We start from the raw sequence: 20,479 nt of genomic DNA, 5'->3' as shown, positions 1-20,479 counted from the left end.
CCGCGTATCCTCCGCCCCACATTTGCGAGGCCCACGCCTCGCACCGACAAGGCAGATCACTTTCTGACCAAGTCCCACAGCCGGCCGCAAGAGCCGGATGTACGTTTTGAAGGCTGGTAAGGTTTGTCAAAAACGAGCTGAATCAGTCAACGAGAAGCCGGCCATAAGCCGGCTTTTTAATGCCTGAGCTTTTCCATCCCCCCATCCAATATCCCGCCCGACGACCAAACAACGTCGCTCGTAAGTATCCCCGTGCTCGACAGCAAAGGTCATCGAACACCGTATGATTCCCAAACGCCACCAGAAGAGAATATTCTGACGACATATTGCGCTGCGTCCTACAGCGAAACGGGAACCCTACGGATAGCCCCCGCCATGTCCTCTTCATCTATCAGCAATCAATCCAATCCGCCCTGGAGCCGTGACGAGCTCGTCCTAGCTCTGAACCTGTACCTTCTTCACCGCAATGGTTTACCCGGAGCGAATCATCCGGAAGTCCGAGCCCTATCACAGAGCCTCAATCTCATTGGCACCGCTACAGGTGTGAGCAAGAACCAGAGCTTTCGTAACACCAATGGTGTCTGCATGAAGCTCAACAATTTCCGTCGTTGGGATCCGAGCTACACCAACACGGGTCGCACAGGTCTTGCAAAAGGCAATAAGGACGAGGAATTGGTATGGCTGGAGTTTGCTAATAATCCCGAGCGTCTGGCCGAAGTCGTAGCAGCCATCAAGGCGAACGTCGGAACCACTTCTTCTACTACGCCGATAGATCTAAGTGTGGAGGAAGAACCGGGCTTCTTCGAAGCAGAGGAAGGAAAAGTGCTAACTCGCGTGCACCGTGTACGGGAAAGGGACAAAAAACTCGTAAAACGAAAAAAGGACGAAGCCCTCAAGAAGCACGGTGTTCTCCAGTGCGAAGCCTGTGATTTCAACTTCAGCAAAACATATGGTCCGGACATCGAAGGTGTTATCGATGTGCACCACACTAAGCCACTGCATACGCTCCAACCTGGCGATAAAACCAAGCTCACGGACCTCGCATTGTTGTGTGCCAATTGCCATCGAGTGGTGCATTCACGCCGTAAGTGGCTGAGTGTGACCGAGGTCAAGGACCGCTACCAAGCCGCCAAAAACAAAGCCTGAACTGGGCCGGCTGTCGAAGGGCAAATCAGTGAAAAGCCCACTGCCACAAAAGAAAACTCTTACAATCCATCCCTAGATTTCTGACGTGGCTGTTGGTCACGTTTCTGGCGGCAAACGAGAGGCAAGCCTGTGAGCAAGGCAGACGGCACACCCAAACGATTAATCGACGTGGAAAATCTTGCGGCGTCGCTTCAGCGCTTTGCAGATGATCGCGACTGGCAGCAGTTTCACTCACCCAAAAACCTTTTGCTGGCCCTGACAGGCGAGGTGGGTGAGCTTTGCGAGATTTTCCAGTGGATGAGCGAAGCCGATTCAGTGGCTGCCGCGAAGCATCCCGCAACCGCCCAAGCCGTGAAGGACGAGTTAGCCGACGTGCTCATGTACTTGGTTCGCCTGAGTAGCGTGCTTGGCGTCGATCTCAACGAAGCGGTCACGAGCAAGCTTGCTCTGAACGGCCAGAAATACCCCGTAGACAAAGCCAAAAGCACCAGCAAAAAGTACGACCAACTCTGACCTTCAGTGCTCTAAGGATCTCTTGTGATCGTTTACGCGGCGACCAAACAGCAATTCCTGAAAGATAACGATAACGACGATATTGAAGAAGTGATCCTGCGGCACTTCAAAGAGGCTACCGGTAAGAAGGTGGGTGCATCGGAAATCAGGTCGTGGCATGGATCCTTGACCTACATGGCCAAGGTGCTCCGAGATGATGATCTGCCTAGTAATGCTGGCCTGGCTATTGAGCTGCACATCCCTCAGTCCTCGAAGCGTATCGACTTTTTGCTCACAGGTCGTGATGAGAACCAAGCCAAAAAAGCCGTGTTGATCGAGCTGAAGCAATGGAGCAAAGCGAGCGCAACCACCAAGGATGCGATCGTCAAAACAGCCTTAGGTGGTGGTCTCGTTGAAACCATTCACCCGTCCTACCAAGTGTGGTCGTACGCAGCGCTGTTAGAAGGCTTCAACGAAGCGGTCTATGACAAAAGCATCGAAATTCGCCCCTGCGCCTATCTTCATAACTATGTCAGCGATGGCGTCATCGACTCCGCTCACTACCAAGCCCATACCCATAAAGCTCCGTTGTTCCTCAAAGGCCCTGAGGAACTGACGAAGCTACGAAATTTCCTGAAAAAGCACATCACTCACGGTGACAACAAAGAGGTGCTTTACGAACTTTCCAACGGAAAAATTCGTCCATCCAAAGCACTAGCCGAAGCGCTTACCGGACTCATGGATGGCAAACCTGAGTTTGTGTTGATTGATGACCAGAAAGAAGTTTTCGAGTCAGCACTCGTTGCAGGAACTGAAGCCTCCATAAAAGCCCCAAGGGTGCTAATTATCGAAGGAGGCCCAGGAACAGGAAAAACCGTCCTGGCGATCAACTTACTGGTACGCCTCACCGCGCTGAAGTTAATGACCAAATACGTCTCAAAAAACGCAGCGCCACGCAAAGTGTACGAAAGTAAGCTGGTTGGTACGATCAAACGTAGCCATTTCTCTAATTTCTTTTCTGGGTCTGGTGCGTTTATCGACACCGAGCCCAACACGTATGACGCGCTAATCGTTGACGAAGCCCACAGGCTGAACGAGAAAAGCGGTCTTTATGGAAACTTGGGCGAGAACCAGATCAAAGAACTGATCGGCTCAGCGAAATGCTCGATTTTCTTCATCGACGAAGATCAGCGCGTGACCTTGAGCGACATCGGTAGCAAGCAGGCAATCCGTGCCTTTGCCAAAGCAAAAGGCGCAACGGTGGAGGAATATTCGCTGTCCTCCCAGTTCCGTTGCAGTGGCTCTGATGGCTATCTAGCGTGGTTGGATGACGTATTGGCTATTCGACCGACTGCCAATCCGCTACTCGATACTAGCGAATACGAATTCAAGGTGTTCAACACTCCGCAGGCGATGCACGCGGCCATCGAGCAGAAAAACCACGGGAACAAAGCTCGCGTTGTCGCGGGTTACTGCTGGCCTTGGCGCAGCAAAAAAGACTCTCAGGCTTCCGATATAGTGATTGGTGATGATTACGCTCGCCAATGGAACCTGGATCAGGACGGCAGTTTGTGGATCATCGCGGAAAATTCCATTGAACAGGTCGGCTGCATCCACACTTGCCAAGGGCTGGAAGTCGACTATATAGGAGTGATCATCGGGCCGGACTTAATCGTCCGAGACGGGCAAGTGCTGACATCGCCGCATAAGCGTGACAAGTACGACAAATCGATTCGCGGCTGGAAAAAACTGATGAAAGAGCGGCCTGATTTCGCGCAGAAGGAGACGGATCTGATCATCAAAAACACGTACCGAACACTGATGACCCGGGGGATGAAAGGGTGTTACCTGTACTGCACTGATCAGGAAACGGCACAGTACTTTGAGAGTCGGCTTGCAGGGTACAGCAGTAACTGACGTCCTGCGGTATCACCTTGATTGGAGTCCAAATGGGTAGCAGGACGCTACACAATTCTGCGAACTCATTCGTTCTGGGGTGGTTGATAAAAAGGCCTTGCCATGCAAGACCTTTTTATACCCAAGGCAAAGCGATTCCTCTGTTACCTCACCTTAACAGAATTCAAAGCCCCATTCGCCGATAGTGCTACATCGCCTTTACCCGCGAAAAAGCCTGGCAAACAGGAAAATGCCTATTCCATGGACTGAATACGAAGCCATAGCTCGTCTTTGCACAACGTAAGCTGATCCTTAATAGTTTTCATCTTTGCAGTATATTCCCTTTTTGGATTATAGATTGCCCCTGAGCTATCCTTGCTTTTTTCGATGTACCCATCATTCACCAAAATAGACAGAATCTGATCGATAATTTTTCTATCATAGGGCTGGCCAAATCCACCCTTATAAAGAGAAGATGCTTTTCTTCCACCGCCACGTTGAAAAAAAATCTTTTGGATTACAGACAAAAATAGTTTCTGGGCGGCTGGAAGATTACTGGCTTTGATTCGAGCAGAATTGGAGACACTTTCAGTGGCTACGATTTCGCAATCAGAAATCCAACTAGGCAGTTTATCTGCCGATGAAAGCCCTGTGGCCATATACACAATTGAGTTTTCGACAGCAAAATATGAGCTTTCATCTACCAGACAAGAATCGAACTCAATTTTATTAAATATGCACTGCTTGAATTTTATATTACACATCTTAGCTACTCCGAGCGTCAGAAATGCAATTTCCGAATTAGATACTTGAAGGCCTTGAAAATTTAAATCCTCTCCCTCCAACACGGATAGTCCCGCCACTAATTCTCCGATTATTTGGCAGTTTGTAGGTGATGCTTGCCTGTGGAGGATCGAAAGTGCATTTGAGGTTAAATCGAGCTTTTCGATCCACTGCGAAAGCAAGAATATTCCAATTTCTTGCAGTGGCTGCCGCCAACTTTCGCTCAGAACCTCCTCTGCCTTATTGGAAATATCGTCCGCAAGGCTTTCAGCAAATAGCAACTGAACAATGTATGGATCGACAAATTGACGATCAGGTGATTCTGGTTCGATTCGACCAAGAGTGCATAATCGACTTAACATTAGCTGCCCCGATTCATCCGGACTTCCGCCAGTTGCATCAGAATATGCTTCATTCACATCTTTCGGGGTCAACCGACCCAACGGCCGATCACTCAGCCGAGTTCTTCTTGCCAGATTGGTGAGTACCATCCGAACTGATTCAGGATTAATCGAGTTGTGTATCTTTGCCTCCCGGATGCACACCGTTGAGAGAAATTGCCCCCAAAAATCGAGTTCCCCGGAGGTACTCGATAGAATCTTTTGAGCATCCGAGGAGTGGATTGCAGCTAAGATCCAAAACATCAATGGCTTACGGGGAAGCCATGACGGGACAGCGGTATCTACTCCAATATTCATCAAATAACTTTGAGCTTCGGGAATGCTGAATTCTTCTGCACACTTCAAGATCAAAGGCATTTGTTTCCGCTTGGCCATACCAAGGCTTTCAAGCATTTCTTTGTTACTATTGAAATAATGCGGACGCCCCGTAATCAGCACTCCAGCCCTGCTCGACTCTACGAGTTCACGAATCCCTTTTAGCGCATCACGGCGAATTGAAATACGCTTATTCTGATCACTCCCAAATGTTTGCGACCCAACTTCATCAAACCCATCCAACAGCAAAAGAATATGTCCAGCCAGTAGCAACTGCATAGCGCGATCAATGAAGCCGGATAGGCCTAGCCTTTGCAGATGGCCAGCTATAATTTCTGCAGCAGAAGCTGCTCCCCAATGCTCTCTTAGGTTGATCGCAAAAACGATAGATGCCCCACCTGCAGCTTTTTCTGATAGTAACTGGAAGGTTTCACGGACGCATCTGCTCTTGCCTGTGCCATAGTCGCCGAGCAAAACTATGTCTTCACCTTTGGTAAGCCGCTCGCTTATTTCTTGAATATTTAATATTTTCCTCTCCGTTTCATCCACATAAGTCACAGGTATGTATTCGTGACGGTCAGGTTCACCGGTGTTCGGATCTATCGCACTCCCAAAGGAATTTGTGTTGCGAAGACTAATATATGTCGAGTAGTTAAAGGCAAGATTTGCGAAGCTCTTTATCGATACAACATTGACTTTTGATGGCTTCCCAATATCAATCATTCCCTGCGTTGGCTCGTCCTTTAAAACTATGTAAGACTTAGCCAAAACACCCTTAGCCAACAAATTAAACTTAACGGGTAGAATTTTAGCCACATCCATTCTTATTTTTTCTAACGAGTGCTCTTCTGTTATTTCAATCAGCACTACCTCCTCGTCAGATATGTGTATAACCGCATCAAAATTCACTCCATCGATGCGATCTGGCACCGCCGGTTTGTGCCAGATAATGGTGGCGATTTCACGGGCGTGATCTTCAAGTTTTTTCCATGACTGGAGCATTCTGATCCCTAGCTGTTGTCCCACATGCATCGAAAGCTACTAAAATGCCATCATTTCGTCCATGGCTTTAGCTGGGATATTCCACATTTCTGGTATTAGCTGGGGTGACGTTGTGGGTGGGCGACTGCATGATGGGCGAGCCGCTGTGTCTGTTGGCCGGTATGGCGCTATCGCGAGCAAGGAGCGGCTCTGCGATTGGAGATTGTGCAAGAGGTACTTGCACAATTTCTCTGTGGGCGCTCCGTCGTGACTCGGACTCGCTCGCTCCGAAACGCTGCTCAGCCAGGATGTCCTCAACCGTGCGTTCATGAACTGCTGTCACCGGTTTCAAGTCGTATCCGGCTGCTTCCAGTAACCGAACGAGGGCCGAGACGCTCATATCTCCCTTAGCTACTGTTTCCATGCGCGCCACTGTAGGACGTGATACGCCGGCTCGAATGGCTAAGGCCTCCTGGCTCAAATGGGCCTCAGCTCGAGCCTGTTTCAGCATTTCAGCCACATCAAACAGCGTGGTCATTTGTAGCTCTCAAGCATCAAATATCTATATTTTTCTGATTACTGTAGCCCTCGGGACACAGCATCACGAGTTCTCGATTTGTGATTAGTTCAGCAGCCTGTTGCACTGATTGAGCGATAACCCCCTCTTAATCTCTCGACCATAAAAAAGGCCTTGCCAGGCAAGACCTTTTTTCATATTTGGAACAAGCGCGGCCCCTTGTTACCTCACCTCAACAATATCCAAAGCCCGATTCGCCAACAGTTCACTCACCTCAATCACCTGCAAGATCCCCAACGCAAAATGCCGTCGTGATCCCTCAAGACCAAACGCCAAATCACTAATCATGGCATTGGCCGAAGCCAGATTCTCACTGAGATTAGCAAGCAGACATTCCGAATCAACATCCGGTGCAATACGGAAAATAGTGTTGGTCTTGTCAGACGTTTCTTCCTTCGGCTTAGGCTTCAGGTAGTAATCCAACGCCCGGTTGGCAGCGTCATCAAGCTTATTGTTACGAGCAGACTGAGCGCGAGACACATGCTCATCTGCAGTCGGAGGGTTCGGTGTAATTTTTGCCATCGACTTAGGTTCCTTAAGTGATGCTGCAACCACCTCGCGACTAAACGAGAGGGCGGCAGCTGTGCGCAGGTTAGTCGACCGGTGAACCTAAGAATCCCGGCGCGCCCGGGGGCGCCCTGCGCACAGCCACCATCAATACAGGAACAGCACAGCCTGTCCGACGGGACTTGGTACGCCTTAGGTTGAGACGGGCGACTAAACCCGATCACTGATGCTCAGTGACAGGACTCAAACTACCGACGCCCTCCAAGACGCACAAGCCGGCGGATTCTGGCGTAGTTGTAGGCAATGGCGCAAGGCAACGTCGGTCGTGGCTGGTCTCGTGGAGTCACGATAAACAGCGGGCCGGAATGTAGCTGACACACCGCTATCGCGAGCAGGCTCGCTCCCACAGAGGGGCTTGTGTGCATACGTCGCAGGGGAATGCGTTCGCGACTGGCTGCATCCTTGCAGCCAGTCGCGAAGAGGGTTACGACGCGTTGTTCAATGAGGCTTGCGAGCAACATCGCAATGAATCAGGCGGGATATCTCGATCCTATCCACAACGGTTTTGCCATCGACCGCAAAACCCGCTGCCTGAAACCCCGGTGTCGCCGTTACTTGAGGGTGACGTCGAGCATCGGCGGGATGTAACCGTAGTCGTACTCGGCCACCACGAACGTCTGCTGCCCTTTTATCTTCATGCCCACCGTGGGTGCCTCGGTGCCGCCGACACGAATCTGCGTGCCGGTTTCGTCGGTCGGTACGCTGTCGATGAAGGAGGTCACCAGGCCGTTTGGCATTACATAGTGAGAGTAGGTCTGGAATGGCTGCGAGGACGGGTTGCCCAGCACCAGGCCGGAACCGTTCAGCGGCACGTAAGGGCCGAACAGCGAGTCCGCGACGAAACCGTACACCCCGTCTGGCCCGGTAACACCGTCGGCATAGGTGAAGGTATGGCTGATGGTGAACAGGTAGTACTTGCCATCCTGGAACACGAAGTGCGGGCGCTCGGTCTGGTCGTTTACGCCCACGGCGGTCAGCAGTGGCGGCAACATTTCCCAGTCGTCACCGTCCGCGTCGCGGGCCACGGCGATGCCGACGCAGGCGGTCTGGAAGCGCGAGTTGCCGACGTCTTCATAACCCGGCGGCACGTCGCCGATTTCTGCCTCGCCTACTGTGTGGGAGCCGCGCTCACCGGCCACGTTGCCTTCGAACAGCATGTACAGCTTGCCATCGTTCGGGTCGCGGAAAGGCCATGGGTCGCGGAAACCCCAGAACGCGTTTTGGGCTTCGGTCTGGTACATGTTGCCGTCGGCCTCGAACAGCGGCTTGACCTTCTCGAAGCCGACCATGCTGACACCGTGTTCAGTGGTCACTACCCGACCGCGCACCTTGACGATGGTCGCGCCTGGGGTGACGGCGGTGTAATACAGGTCCACTTCACCTCGGTCGTTCAACAGGATCGGCGTACCGGCCCATTCGCGGGCGGTTGGGGAAACGCCTTCGGCCATCACGCGGCCACCGAATTCCCAGTTCTTGCCGGTACGAGAAAACCAGTAGTACATCTTTGCCCGACCGTGGCGGTCGTTCCAATCGCGGAGGATGTCGTAGTTGCCGTCCTCGTCGAGGTACTGCGGGTCGTTTGGATGACGATCGGCGGTCAGGGTGAAGATCACCGACCAGCCATCGACGGACGTCACGTTACCGTCCAGGTCGCGCAGGGGCATGGTGTCCCAGATGAACACGTCGTTGTTCAGGACCGGGAAATCCGCGCTGACCAGCGGCTGGGTGGTGGTGGGGTCATCTGCCCGGACTTTCAGCGCGTCGGCGCGGGTCCAGAGGCTGGGTTGATGGGGGGTTGCACCGAATTTTTCAGTGGTTGTTTTCATGAGTTAGAGCCTCGTCCATGAATGGATTTAAATAAGTAGTGATTTAGAAATACTGTATGCGCATACAGTGAAATCACCTTATAGAGGCTTGCCTATGCAGTCAAGCATAAAAATGCATTTGTGCATATTTTGGTTTTTTCTCGTAGCTGATACGTTTCAGCTTGGAGCGTTTGAAGAAGTTAGTTTTTTGGGAGATCGCCGATGTTGCCTGCACGCTTGGTGTTCTGAGCGCTTGGCGCTATCGCGAGCAAGGCTTGCCCGCGATGGCCGCGCCGCGGTGTAGCAACTGAACCGCGTTATCGTTCCTCGCGGGCAAGCCTTGCTCCCACAAGGGTTTGACTTGGTTGCGGGGTTGGATTTACTGGCCCTTTTCGTGAACAAGCCCGCTTACACAGAGGGCTGACACAACGTGTCGCTATTTTTCGATTTCTGCGACATGAAAGGTGAAGTGATTCCTTCGGACTGACTCGCCCCTCACCCCAACGTATTCAAACAAACCACCTTCGGCTGGGTCATTTCCTCATACGCAAACCGCACCCCTTCCCTGCCCAAACTGCCGTACTTGGAGCCGCCAAACGGCATCGCATCGAAACGAAAATCCGACGAATCATTGATCATCACGCCCCCTGCTTCGATCCGTCGTGCAGCGCTCATGGCCGTGGATAAATCATTTGTGAAGATCCCAGCGTGAAGCGCGTATTCCGGTTCGTTCGCCAACGTGATGGCTTCATCGAACGTCTCGAATGGCTGCAACACCACCACAGGCGCAAAGGCTTCGTTGCGCCAGAGTCGGCTGGAATGATCGACGTTTTCCAGGACGGTGGCGGCGTAGCAGTTGCCCTGACGGCGGTGGCCGCAGAGCAAGGTGGCGCCTTGTTGCAGGGCTTCGTTGACCACTTGTTCGGCGTTCTGCGCGGCTTGTTGGCTGATCATCGGGCCGATGTCGGTGTTGGCGAGCAGTGGGTTGCCGACGACGAGGGCTTGGGCCTGGTTGACGAAGCGTTCGCGGAAGGCAGCGTAGATCGGTGCGTGGATGAGCAGGCGTTGGGTGCCGATGCAGTTTTGCCCGGCGGCCCAGAAGGCGCCGGAGACGCAGCTGTCGACGGCGGCGTCGAGGTTGCAATCGCCCATGACGATGACGGGGGCGTTGCCGCCGAGGTCCATGGCGAGCTTTTTCAGGCCGGCGGTGCGGGCGATTTGTTCGCCGGTGACGAAGCCGCCAGTGAAGGAGATCATGCGCACGTCGCGGGCGGCGACCAGGGCTTTGCCGAGTTCGGCGCCGCCGGTGGCGACGGTGACCACGGTTTCGGGGAGGCCGGCGGCGACCAGGTACGAGACCAGTTTGAGGGCCGACAGTGGCGCCAGTTCGGACGGTTTGAGGATCACTGCGTTGCCGCCGGCGATGGCCGGGCCGAGTTTGTGGGCGACGAGGTTGAGCGGGTCGTTGTAGGGGGTGATGGCGACGATCAGGCCCAGGGGTTCGCGGGTGAACCAGCCTTGGCGCGATTCGGCGCCTTCGTAGGCGTCGAACGGGACGATTTCGCCGGCGTTGCGCTTGGCTTCTTCGGCGGAGAGCTTGAGGGTGTTGACGCAGCGTTTGACTTCCTTTTCGGCCTGTTTGAGGGTCTTGCCGGCTTCATCGACGATGAGTCGGGCGAAGGCTTTGGCGTCGCGCTCGATGTTGAGGGCGGCGTGTTCGAGGATGCTGGCGCGGCGATGACGGGGCAGTGCGGCACAGGTTTTTGCGCCGCTGCGTGCGGTTTCGAGCAGGTGTGGGACTTCCGAGGCTTTGAGGTCGGCGACGGTGCCGACGACGCTGCCGTCAAATGGGTTGAGGACTTCGATGTGCGGTTCGACGACCGCCAGGGCCAGGCGCGATACGTTCACAGGGTGTGCTCCTGTTTGCGGGTTGCCGATTGGTGGATGTGGATGATGTCGGACAGCAGTGCGAAGGCGGTTTCGGTGCGGCCGGCGCCCGGGCCGGAGACGGTGACGGCGCCGAGCAGTTCGCTGGTGAACGACACGGCGTTGGTGGCGCCGCTGATGCTCGCCAGTGGGTGGTCGTTGCTGAGCAGGCGCGGTTCGACGCTGGCGCTGATGGAGCCGTCGGCATTGCGGGTGGCGGCGCCGATGAGTTTCCAGCGTGCGTTGTCGCGGCGGGCTTTTTCGATGTCGTCGAGGCTGAGGGAGGCAATGCCGTTGCAGGTGACGTCGTTGACGGTGAGTTTGGCGTCGAGCAGTTCGTTGGCCAGGATCACCACTTTCAGGCGCACGTCATGGCCTGCGACGTCGGCGGTTGGGTCGGCTTCGGCGTAGCCCAGGGCTTGGGCCTGGCTGACGGCTTCGGCGAACCCTAGGCCGCTTTCCATGCAGGTGAGGACGAAGTTGGAGGTGCCGTTGAGGATGCCTTCGAAGCCTGTGATGGCGCTGCCGGCCAGGGCTTGTTTGGCGAGGCGGATGACCGGGGTGCCGCTCATCACTGAGCCTTCGTATTCGAAGGCGACGTTGTTGCGTCGGGCCAGGGCCTTGAGTTCGGCGCCGTGCAGGGCGATGGGGCCTTTGTTGGTGGTGACCACGTGTTTGCCACGCTCCAGGGCCCAGCGGCAGAACGAGGTGGCGGGCTCGCCGTCCACCGGGTTGGTGAAGGTGGCTTCGGCGATGATGTCGGCGCCGCAGTCTTTGATCACGGCTTCGTTGAGGGCGTCGACGGTGCCGCCGGGGAGTTGGGCCATGGCGCCTTTGGTGGCGGGCAGTCGGGCCAGCGAGGCGGCGTCGAGGCCGTGGCGGTTCATCACCGAACCGAGGAACAGGTCGGTCACGCCGACGATTTTCAGGGTGAAGCCGAGTTCGGTTTTCCACTGCTGGTTGCGCTCGGCAATCAGTTGGGCCAATGCCCGGTTTACACCGCCGAAGCCGACTAGGGCCAGTTTGTATTCAGTCATTTTTGTTGTGTCCCTTGATCCGGGTGATGAGGTTGTTGGGATCTAGGTTAGGGGTGTGGGGTGGGCAGTGAAATATGCCAATTTGCTCTATTTCTTGGGCGTTTTGACCAGGGGGTGGGCAAAGAGGTAGGCATGAAAAAAGCCAACAGCTTGGCTGACATCTCAGGCTGGTGGGATTGATTTGTGGTGGCTGGCTTGTACCACTGGCAGGATACCTAGCCCTGTGGGAGCGAGCCTGCTCGCGATGGGGGCAGGTCAGGCACATTGATGGTGGCTGGTGTACCGCTATCGCGAGCAGGCTCGCTCCCACAGGTATTTTTTCAGTGTTTGGTTTATTGGGGTCAAGGCATGCACCCGCCGGCTCTTGTGGCGAGGGAGCTTGCTCCCGCTGGGCTGCGCAGCGGCCCCAAAACATGCAGCGCGGTGGGTCAGGTTGATTGGGGCAACCTGGTTGGGGCTGCTTCGCAACCCAGCGGGAGCAAGCTCCCTCGCCACGGGGGTTGTGGTGGCTGGCTTATCTGTGAAAGCGGCGGCGAGCAGGCGGGGCCTGACCGAACACCTTCCCCTGTGGGAGCGGGCTTGCTCGCGAAAGGGCCAGGTCAGGCGACATTGATGGTGGCTGGTGTACCGCTATCGCGAGCAAGCCCGCTCCCACAGTTTTCTTCAGTGTTTGGTCTATTAGTGGCAGAGCATGCACCCGCCGGCTCTTGTGGCGAGGGAGCTTGCTCCCGCTGGGCTGCGCAGCGGCCCCAAAACATGCAGCGCGGTCGGTCAGGTTGATTGGGATCACCTGGTTGGGGCTGCTTCGCAACCCAGCGGGAGCAAGCTCCCTCGCCACGGGGTTCACTGCTGTGACGGCTAGCGTGCCTAGACCACCGACGACAACACAAACGACGTCACGGTGTTCTCCACTCCCGGCAGCGCCGAGATCTCTTTCCACACCTTGTGCACCCGCTCCGGGTTCGCCGCGCCGACCCTCAGCATCAAATCAAATTCGCCACTCATCACATCGCACTGCAGCACTTCCGGCATCGCCTGTAACGCTAGCAACACCTCGGCGCCGCGCATGCGGTCGTAGCGGTAGACGAAGATCACCGCGTTGATGTTCGACGACGCTTGCGCGCCCTCCCCCGTGCGCACCGTATAGCCCTGGATCACGCCGTCGCGTTCGAGGCGTTCGATGCGTTGGCGCACGGCGTTGCGCGAGAGGTTGACCTTGGCCGCCAGCTCGGCGTGGGCGGCGCGGGCGTTGAGGCGCAGTTCGGCGATGATGCGCTCGTCGAGGGGATCGAGGATTCGCTTCATGGGGCCTCCGGTTATAGCGAGCCGAGCAGTTGATGGAGGGCAGCGAGGTCGTCCGGCTGGATGCGATGGATCTGCGCCGGGCCCTGCTCGGCCATCGGACGTTGTTGCGTCGCCACGGGGATCCCCAGCTCACCGAGCAACACCGCCGATTTAATCGGTGAGATCTCGCCCAGGGTCACCATCGGCGCCACCAGGCTGCGACGGTACAAGCGCGCCGCGAGCACGCCGGTAGCGGTGTGTGGGTCGATGACATAACCGGTGTCGCGGTACAACGAAGTGATCTCGCTCAGCGTCTGCTCATCACTCACAGCGTACGAGTCGATGATCATCCGCGCCTGCAGCCAGAACTCGTTGCCAATGCTCATTTCGCCGTCGGTTTCGAAGGTGTGCATCAACGCGCTCACGGCTTGATCATCATGCCCATAGAGCTCCCAGAGAAACCGTTCCAGGTTGGAAAAGATCGACAAATCCATGGCCGGCGACAGGGTCTTGCTGGCACGTAACCGCGAGTAGTGGTTCTTCAAAAAGAATTGATGCAGCGCGTCGTTCTGGTTGGTGGCGACGATCATTTGCGTGATCGGCAAGCCCATCTTCTGGGCGATATAGCCGGCATAGACTTCGGCAAAACTCGCCGCCGGCACGCTGAAACCGATGGGCCGCTGACCGCCGCCCAACTGCAGCACGGCGTGAAAATAAAACACCAACTGCGCCATGACGCTGACCCAGTTGCTGGAGTTGAAACTGATCGCCGCATGCTGGCGGAACAGTTGGGTGACGAGGGTCTGGCATTCATCGAAACTGCCCTCCACGGCCACTTGATGCACCCGCGGATGCGCGGTCGCTTGCAGGTCTTGAAGCTGGTCTTGCGGTACACCGGCCTCGGGGTAGATCACCACCACGTCGGTCTCGTCGCAGTGCTTGAACGCCTCGATGGCGGCCAGGCCGGTGTCGCCGTTGGTGACACCCATCACCACAGCGCGACGCCCGCGTTTGCGCAGGAAGTACTGCACCAGCCGTGCCTGCAGCTGCGCGGCAAAGTCCTTCGAGGAGCGGGTCGGGCCATGGAACAACTCCAGGACCCATTCGTTGCGATCCACCTGATGCAGCGGCGCCAGGGAGCGATGGCTGAACTGGCTGCCGGCCTCCTTGAGCAAGCGCTTGAAGTCGACCTCGGGGATCGCCTCGCCCACGAACGGGCGCATCACTCGGTAGGCCAGTTCGTCGTAGGACAACGTCGACCAATTAGCGATGTCCTGAGGTTCGAACAGCGGCAGTTCCACCGGGACAAACAGCCCGCCATCTTCGGCAATGGCCGACAGCACGACTTTTTCGAAATCGACCTGCACGGCGGAATTTCGGGTACTCACGTAGCGCATGGTCAACTCCGCAAACTCAGATAAAAAACAGCTCATTTGAAACGATGCGCCTGCTCCACCAGCCAGGTGGAAAACCGTGCCGCGTCCGGGTGTTGCTCGGCCCCGGAACTGCGCACCAGGTAGAACGATTCGCTGGCTTCGATGCGTTGGGCGAAGGGTTCGACCAAGCGTCCGTCTTCCAGCAATTCACTGACCATCGACGACCGCGCCAGGGCGATGCCCTGCCCCAGCTCGGCCATGCGCAAGGTGCAGACCAATGTATCGAATTGCATGCCCGTCGAGGAATCCACCGAGTCGGCACCGACCATTTTCAGCCAGTAACCCCAGCCTTCTTCGTAACCCAGCACGTGCAGCAGCGGATGCCTGGCCACGTCCGCCGGCACCTTCAGCGTCGCCATCAAGGCCGGCGAGCACACCGGGAACAAGGTGTCCCAGGTCAGCCGCTGCGATACCAGGCCGGGCCATTGGCCGTGGCCCCAGCGAATCTCCATGTCGTCTTCGCCGTCCAGTTCCTTGACCCAGATGTTGCTGATGTAGCGGATATCGACGTGGGGATGGGCTTGACGAAAATCCACCAGTTTCGGCGCCAGCCAGTGCACGAAAAACGCCAGGCTGCCGCGCACCTTGATTGGCCGGCGTTTGTGCTGGCCAAAGATTTCGTTGGTGCCCACCGCCAGTCGTGTGATTGCGTCCTGCACCACCGGCAGGTACGCCTGGCCTTCTTCGGTCAGGCCCAGGCCGCGGGGCAAGCGCTTGAACAGCGCCACTCCCAGGTGACTTTCCAACTGGCGGATCTGCTGACTGACCGCGCCCTGGGTCAAGAATAATTCGTCGGCGGCGTGGGTGAAGTTCAGGCAGCGGGCCGACACTTCGAACGCCCGCAGCCAGTTCAACGGGGGCAACGTTTTTTGCTTCATGCTCTTACCTCGCTGACCCCCACGCACCGGGCACGTTTGCCCGCCCGTCGATGCGGTTTAAAACGCGTCGGACGGTTGTGCCACGAGGGCAACCGACAAGCGTCGCTCGCGGCTTTTGCGGGTAATGTAATACACGAAGTAACACCAGGCGATGAATGGCAAGCCGAAGTACAGCGCCACTCGCTGTTCAGGGTCGAAGGCGATGCCGATGCACGCCAGGCTGCAGCACACCAGCGCCCCCAACGGCACCCATGGATAACCGCGCACGCGGAACTTGAGGTCGCGAATGTCGCCGCCGTTGGCGACGTAGTGACGGCGGAAGCCGATCTGGCTCGCGGCGATGCTCATCCACACCACCACCACGGCCAGGCCGGAAATCGACACCAGCGCCAGGTAGATGGTGTCGGCGGCAAACACGCTGCTGAGCAACGACGCGGCGCCGCCGGCCATGCTGACGATGATCGCGTTGAGCGGCGTGCCCATGCGGGTCAGGGCCGAGAACTGCTTGGGCAGGTGGCCTTGGTCGCTGAGGGTCCAAAGCATGCGTGAGGCGGCGTACAAGCCGGAGTTGGCCGCCGACAACAGGGCGGTGATGATCACGAAGTTCATGATGTCGGCGGAGTATGGAATGCCGATGTAGGTGAACACCGTGACGAACGGGCTTTCCACCAGACCGGCCTGTTCGCGAGGCAACAACGTCGCGAGGACAAAAATGGTCCCGACAAAAAACACCGCCAGGCGCAGCACCGTGGTGCGGATGGCGCGCGGCACGTTGCGTTGCGGATCCTTGGTTTCGCCAGCGGCGATGCCGATCAGTTCAGTGCCGGAGAAGGCGAAGGAGACCGCCAGCAGCGTCATCGCAATCGGCATGAAGCCCGTAGGAAAAAGTCCTTCGCGAGTGAAGTTACTTAACCCGATGCTGTGGGCCTGGTCGATGTTCAACAGGCCGAGAATCGCACCACCACCGATCAGCAGGAACACCACCACGGTCAGCACTTTGATCAACGACAGCCAGAACTCGGTCTCGGCGAACAAACGCACCGAGACCACGTTGGTGAGGAACACCACGCCGGCAAACAGCGCGCTCCAGATCCACACCGGGGTGTCGGGAAACCATCGGGTCATGAGGATGCCGGCGGCGGTGAACTCGGAACCGATGGCCACCGTCCACGTCAGCCAATACAGCCAGGCCACGGTGTAGCCAGTGCCGGGGCCGAGGAAGCGCGTGGCGTAGGTGCTGAAGGAACCGGTTACCGGCATCTGCACTGCCAGCTCACCGAGGCACATCATCACCATGTACACCATGAGCGCACCGATGATGTAGGCGATCACCGCCCCCATCGGGCCGGCCTGGTTGACGGTGTAGCCGGAGGTCAGGAACAGCCCGGTGCCGATCACGCCACCCAAGGCCAGCATGACGATATGGCGCGTCTGCATTTCCTGCTTGAAGCCGGTCCGCGTATTCGTTTGTTGTTCTGTTATGGACATGGTTGTTCTCATGAAATGTCAGGGCGCGCATCGACGTCTACGCGAGTCAGACAAGCGCCGCTGAGCTTTTATTATTATTCCTATTCATGAACGCCCCGCTGACAGCCTTGTCGCGGGGTATCAACTTTCAAACTTCAGCTTGCCGTCTCGGTGTGGACTTCATTGAGTTGCGGATCGAGGGTCTTTTTGACGAAGGCGAAGGCCTGTTTCAGATCGTCCAGCAGATCGTCGGTGTCTTCGATGCCCACCGAAACCCGCACCAAGCCTTCGGAGATGCCCAGGGCCAGGCGTTCTTCCAGGGTGTTCTCGACATGGCTGGTGGTGCGGGCCGGGCCGTAGATGGTTTCCACCGCGCCCAGGTTGCCGGCGCAGTGGGCGAAGCGCAGGCGTGGCAGGAGCAGCTTGACCGTGTCCATGCCGCCGACCAGGACAAAACTGACGATGGCGCCGAAGCCGGACATCTGTGCACAGGCGATGGCGTGGTTCGGGTGGCTGGGCAAGCCGGGATAATTCACCGCCTCCACCAATGGTTCGGTGCAGAGGAATTCGGCCAGGGCCCGGGCGCTGTGTTGTTGCTGGCGCATGCGCAATGCCAGGGTCTTCATGCCACGGATGATCAGGTAGGCCGAGAACGGGTCGAGGCTCGCGCCGTTGATTTCCCGGTAGTGCCGCACTTGGGCCATCAAGGCTTCGCTGCCACACACCAGGCCACCGAGCACGTCGCCGTGGCCGCTGAGGAATTTGGTCGCGCTGTGAATCACCACGTCCACGCCCAAGGCCAGCGGGCTCTGGTTCAGCGGCGTGGCGAAGGTGTTGTCCGCCACGACCACGGCGCCGACGCGCTTGGCCGCCGCCACCAGGCGCGGGATGTCGAGGATTTTCAGGGTCGGGTTGGTGGGGGTTTCCAGGTACAACACCTGGCAGCCCTTGGCGATTTCACGCTCCAGGTCGTCGTGGTCGAAGGTCTCGCACAGGGTCACCGCCACGCCGGTGCGCGGCAGGAATTCTTCGAAAATCTTGTTGGTGCCGCCGTAACTGTCCTTGGTCGACACCACCCGATCGCCATGGGCCAGGAAGGTGTAGAGCACGCTGCTGATCGCCGCCATGCCACTGCTGAAGGCCACTGCGGACTCAGCCATTTCCAGCTCGCGAATCTTGGCTTCGAGGGTCTCGACGGTCGGGTTGCTCATGCGGCTGTAGATAAAACCGGGGGCCTTGCCCAGGGCGACGTCGTACCAGACGTCGATGTCGTCGTAGCCGTACGCGGCACTGGCCACGATGGGGGTTTGCGTGGCGTTGTAGGGATGCCTGACTTGCTCCCCACCCCAAACCGCCCGGGTGCCCGCGCCGGCATTATCAAGCCCTGTGCTGTCAGGTTTATTGTTCATCGAGGCTACTCACACTGAGGGGGTGGACGTTGAGCCATCCACCGGATCTGAGGGCCAATATAGGGAAAAGCCGGGCGGTCGAGAAACGATGTTATCGGTGCCAAAGGGGTGGTTTTTTTAATGGCTGGATGAAGGTCTGAGAGTATCTGCGAACACAAAAACCTGTGGGAGCGGGCTTGCTCGCGAAAGCGGTGGGTCAGTCACTGAAGGGGTGAATGTGCAATCGCTTTCGCGAGCAAGCCCGCTCCCACACTGGAAATTGTGGTGGCCTCGGGAATGCGTGAACGCCAGTCCTACAGGCGACCGCGGACTTAAAGGCTGTACGAATCATCGTGGCGAGGGAGCTTGCTCCCGCTCGGCTGCGCAGCAGTCGTAAACCTACCCGCTCACCGCGTTGAATGGCTTTGGGGCTGCTGCGCAGCCCAGCGGGAGCAAGCTCCCTCGCCACAGGTTCAACGTTTTTCAGATGTTCAGGGGCTTTCGATTGTTCCCACACAATCTAGATCCTATTCATCCACATCCTTTATAGATTCAAGCCAAAGAAAAAAATGATCTTTTTGCAGTTGAGGATCATTGACTATATCTTGGTCTTCATAATCAAATATATTAACAAGATCCGATCTTGAAGCACGCTTACCCAAAACATGTTCATATGCAGCTATCCCTGACGACATTTGCGATGACATACTGGACGGCCTTACATTTCGCTTAGCTCCCTTGCATAAAAATTTTACATCGGAGTGCTCTTTTATGATTTTTCCAAGACACTCATACACGTCCGCCCCGGAGTATTTTTTTGACCAGCCACTTTTGAAGGTAAGCAAAATGGTTGATCTTGCTGAATTAACATCAAGCAGGACCTCCTCTTTTTGACCACCTTTAACAATCGAAATAACTTGCTTCGTCATTTTTTATTTCCTTTGAGGGTTGGGTAAAGAGTACCCAACATAGGAACCGTCCTTCTTAAGTGGAGTGACCCCGATAATATCTTCCGTCTTCACTCGATCAGGGATTGCAATCTCATACTCATAGCTATAAGGAACATCACTGCGCGGGAGCTCCTTATTTACATCGCGTCCAGGAATTCGCTTTAGGACATACAGATACCCTTTGCGCGTCCTATACTTTGTTCCAAAATCGATACCGACATCAACATCCGTGCTTGTACTGACAAAATTACTCGGTGGATTTCTGTTATCCATAACATGAAGTCGTAGGTCGGTACTTTTCCCCAAGCTCCTAAAACCTTCCATAAAAATGATTTCTGGCCCCCTCAAGTCTCCACGATAAAGAAATGTAGGTTTTGGTGGGGAAGCCTCCGCCTTATTCACCCCAACCTTCGCCGCCGGATCCTGATCCCCAACCGCCGGCCTACACCCACCCTTCCCCGGACAATCCACCAACCCCAACGGATCCACCCACCCCGTCGGATTCAGGGTGTACCGGTACCCATTGAGTCCACCCACCAACTTGCTCGGGTCGGGCGTCAAATAGCGGCCAGTCTCGGGATTGTAGTAGCGGTGGCGGTTGTAGTGCAGGCCGCTTTCCGGGTCGGAGTATTGGCCCTGGAAACGCAACGGTTGTTCAAGCTGTTCGCCGTCGCCGTGCTTGAGTGCGGTGACTTTGCCGTAGCCGTTGTAGCGCGCCGACCAGACGATCTGGCCGTTGGGGTTGGTCAGTTCCTGGGGCGTGCCCAGGTGGTCGAGGTGGTAGTAGAACGGCGTGGTGTTTTCCGGGCCTTCGCCATTGAGCATCGCCAGCGGGCGGAAGGTGCCCGGTTCATAGACGTAGCTGCGATGATGGCGCGGGCTGTTTTCGGCGACGAGCTGGTCGCCTTGCCAGAAAAACTCCGTGGTCAGGCCGTCCACGGTCTTGCTGATGCGTCGGCCGAAGGCGTCGTAGCGGTAGGAGGTTTCGCAGTCGTCGGCCGTGGTGAGGCCGATCAAGCGGTGTTGGCTGTCGTAGCGGTAGGCGCTGACCAGGGCCTCGCCGCGGCGTTCGCGGATCAGGTTGCCGAAGGCGTCGTAGTCGTAGTGGCGGTCGCCCTCCTTCAGCAGGCGGTTGCCCTTGAGGGTGGTC

16 protein-coding genes are annotated in these 20,479 nt (G+C 56.5%); 3 read left to right on the top strand and 13 right to left on the bottom strand.

All coding sequences use genetic code 11. The features are described 5' to 3' along the window. Positions 1-375 precede the first annotated feature (375 nt). From HU767_RS19685 to HU767_RS19675, 3 genes are all read left to right on the top strand, one after another. Positions 376-1,146, top strand: coding sequence for an HNH endonuclease (locus tag HU767_RS19685; RefSeq protein ID WP_186730279.1), 771 nt, complete (start codon positions 376-378; stop codon positions 1,144-1,146). A gap of 129 nt (positions 1,147-1,275) precedes the next feature. Then, positions 1,276-1,659 carry a nucleotide pyrophosphohydrolase gene (locus tag HU767_RS19680; RefSeq protein WP_186730278.1) on the top strand — a complete coding sequence of 128 codons (384 nt, stop codon included), beginning with the start codon at positions 1,276-1,278 and terminating at the stop codon, positions 1,657-1,659. A 24-nt stretch (positions 1,660-1,683) separates the two neighbouring features. Continuing rightward, positions 1,684-3,555: a DNA/RNA helicase domain-containing protein gene (locus HU767_RS19675; RefSeq protein WP_186730277.1), complete on the top strand. Its 1,872-nt coding sequence runs from the start codon at positions 1,684-1,686 to the stop codon at positions 3,553-3,555. A gap of 233 nt (positions 3,556-3,788) precedes the next feature. Here the strand turns inward: HU767_RS19675 and HU767_RS19670 are convergent, their stop codons facing one another. The 13 genes from HU767_RS19670 to HU767_RS19610 all read right to left on the bottom strand — a co-directional run. Beyond that, positions 3,789-6,035: an NACHT domain-containing protein gene (locus HU767_RS19670; RefSeq protein ID WP_186730276.1), complete on the bottom strand. Its 2,247-nt coding sequence runs from the start codon at positions 6,033-6,035 to the stop codon at positions 3,789-3,791. A gap of 67 nt (positions 6,036-6,102) precedes the next feature. Beyond that, a complete protein-coding gene (locus HU767_RS28890) occupies positions 6,103-6,552 on the bottom strand; it encodes a helix-turn-helix transcriptional regulator (protein WP_238349501.1) in 450 nt (149 codons plus the stop codon). Positions 6,553-6,753: 201 nt separating this feature from the next. Further along, on the bottom strand, positions 6,754-7,113 hold the full coding sequence (locus HU767_RS19660; protein WP_186730275.1) for a DUF6124 family protein: 360 nt from the start codon (positions 7,111-7,113) through the stop codon (positions 6,754-6,756). Between the two features lie 596 nt (positions 7,114-7,709). Beyond that, complete coding sequence (locus HU767_RS19655) at positions 7,710-8,984, bottom strand: glycoside hydrolase family 68 protein (protein WP_186730274.1); 1,275 nt, start codon at positions 8,982-8,984, stop codon at positions 7,710-7,712. 474 nt (positions 8,985-9,458) lie between these two features. After that, positions 9,459-10,871, bottom strand: coding sequence for an aldehyde dehydrogenase family protein (locus tag HU767_RS19650; protein ID WP_186730273.1), 1,413 nt, complete (start codon positions 10,869-10,871; stop codon positions 9,459-9,461). Next, positions 10,868-11,926: a homoserine dehydrogenase gene (locus HU767_RS19645; protein WP_186730272.1), complete on the bottom strand. Its 1,059-nt coding sequence runs from the start codon at positions 11,924-11,926 to the stop codon at positions 10,868-10,870. The genes HU767_RS19650 and HU767_RS19645 overlap by 4 nt, the downstream gene beginning before the upstream one ends. A gap of 867 nt (positions 11,927-12,793) precedes the next feature. Continuing rightward, a complete protein-coding gene (locus HU767_RS19640) occupies positions 12,794-13,231 on the bottom strand; it encodes an Lrp/AsnC family transcriptional regulator (protein WP_186730271.1) in 438 nt (145 codons plus the stop codon). A gap of 11 nt (positions 13,232-13,242) precedes the next feature. Further along, positions 13,243-14,607, bottom strand: a complete 1,365-nt coding sequence (gene thrC, locus HU767_RS19635) for a threonine synthase (RefSeq protein WP_186730270.1) — start codon at positions 14,605-14,607, stop codon at positions 13,243-13,245. Positions 14,608-14,639: 32 nt separating this feature from the next. Continuing rightward, positions 14,640-15,524: a LysR substrate-binding domain-containing protein gene (locus HU767_RS19630; protein WP_186730269.1), complete on the bottom strand. Its 885-nt coding sequence runs from the start codon at positions 15,522-15,524 to the stop codon at positions 14,640-14,642. Positions 15,525-15,581: 57 nt separating this feature from the next. After that, positions 15,582-17,012, bottom strand: a complete 1,431-nt coding sequence (locus HU767_RS19625; protein ID WP_186730268.1) for an amino acid permease — start codon at positions 17,010-17,012, stop codon at positions 15,582-15,584. A 134-nt stretch (positions 17,013-17,146) separates the two neighbouring features. Continuing rightward, positions 17,147-18,400 carry a cystathionine gamma-synthase family protein gene (locus HU767_RS19620; RefSeq protein WP_186730267.1) on the bottom strand — a complete coding sequence of 418 codons (1,254 nt, stop codon included), beginning with the start codon at positions 18,398-18,400 and terminating at the stop codon, positions 17,147-17,149. A gap of 506 nt (positions 18,401-18,906) precedes the next feature. After that, positions 18,907-19,308: a hypothetical protein gene (locus tag HU767_RS19615; protein ID WP_186730266.1), complete on the bottom strand. Its 402-nt coding sequence runs from the start codon at positions 19,306-19,308 to the stop codon at positions 18,907-18,909. A gap of 3 nt (positions 19,309-19,311) precedes the next feature. Next, positions 19,312-20,479 (bottom strand): RHS repeat-associated core domain-containing protein (locus HU767_RS19610; RefSeq protein ID WP_186730265.1); only part of this gene is annotated, 1,168 nt, incomplete at its 5' end.

This window comes from Pseudomonas sp. SWRI179 (assembly GCF_014268705.1).
Lineage (GTDB): Bacteria > Pseudomonadota > Gammaproteobacteria > Pseudomonadales > Pseudomonadaceae > Aquipseudomonas > Aquipseudomonas zanjanensis.
The sequence above is the reverse complement of the archived record's forward strand: the minus strand, read 5'-3'. Positions and strand labels throughout refer to the sequence as shown.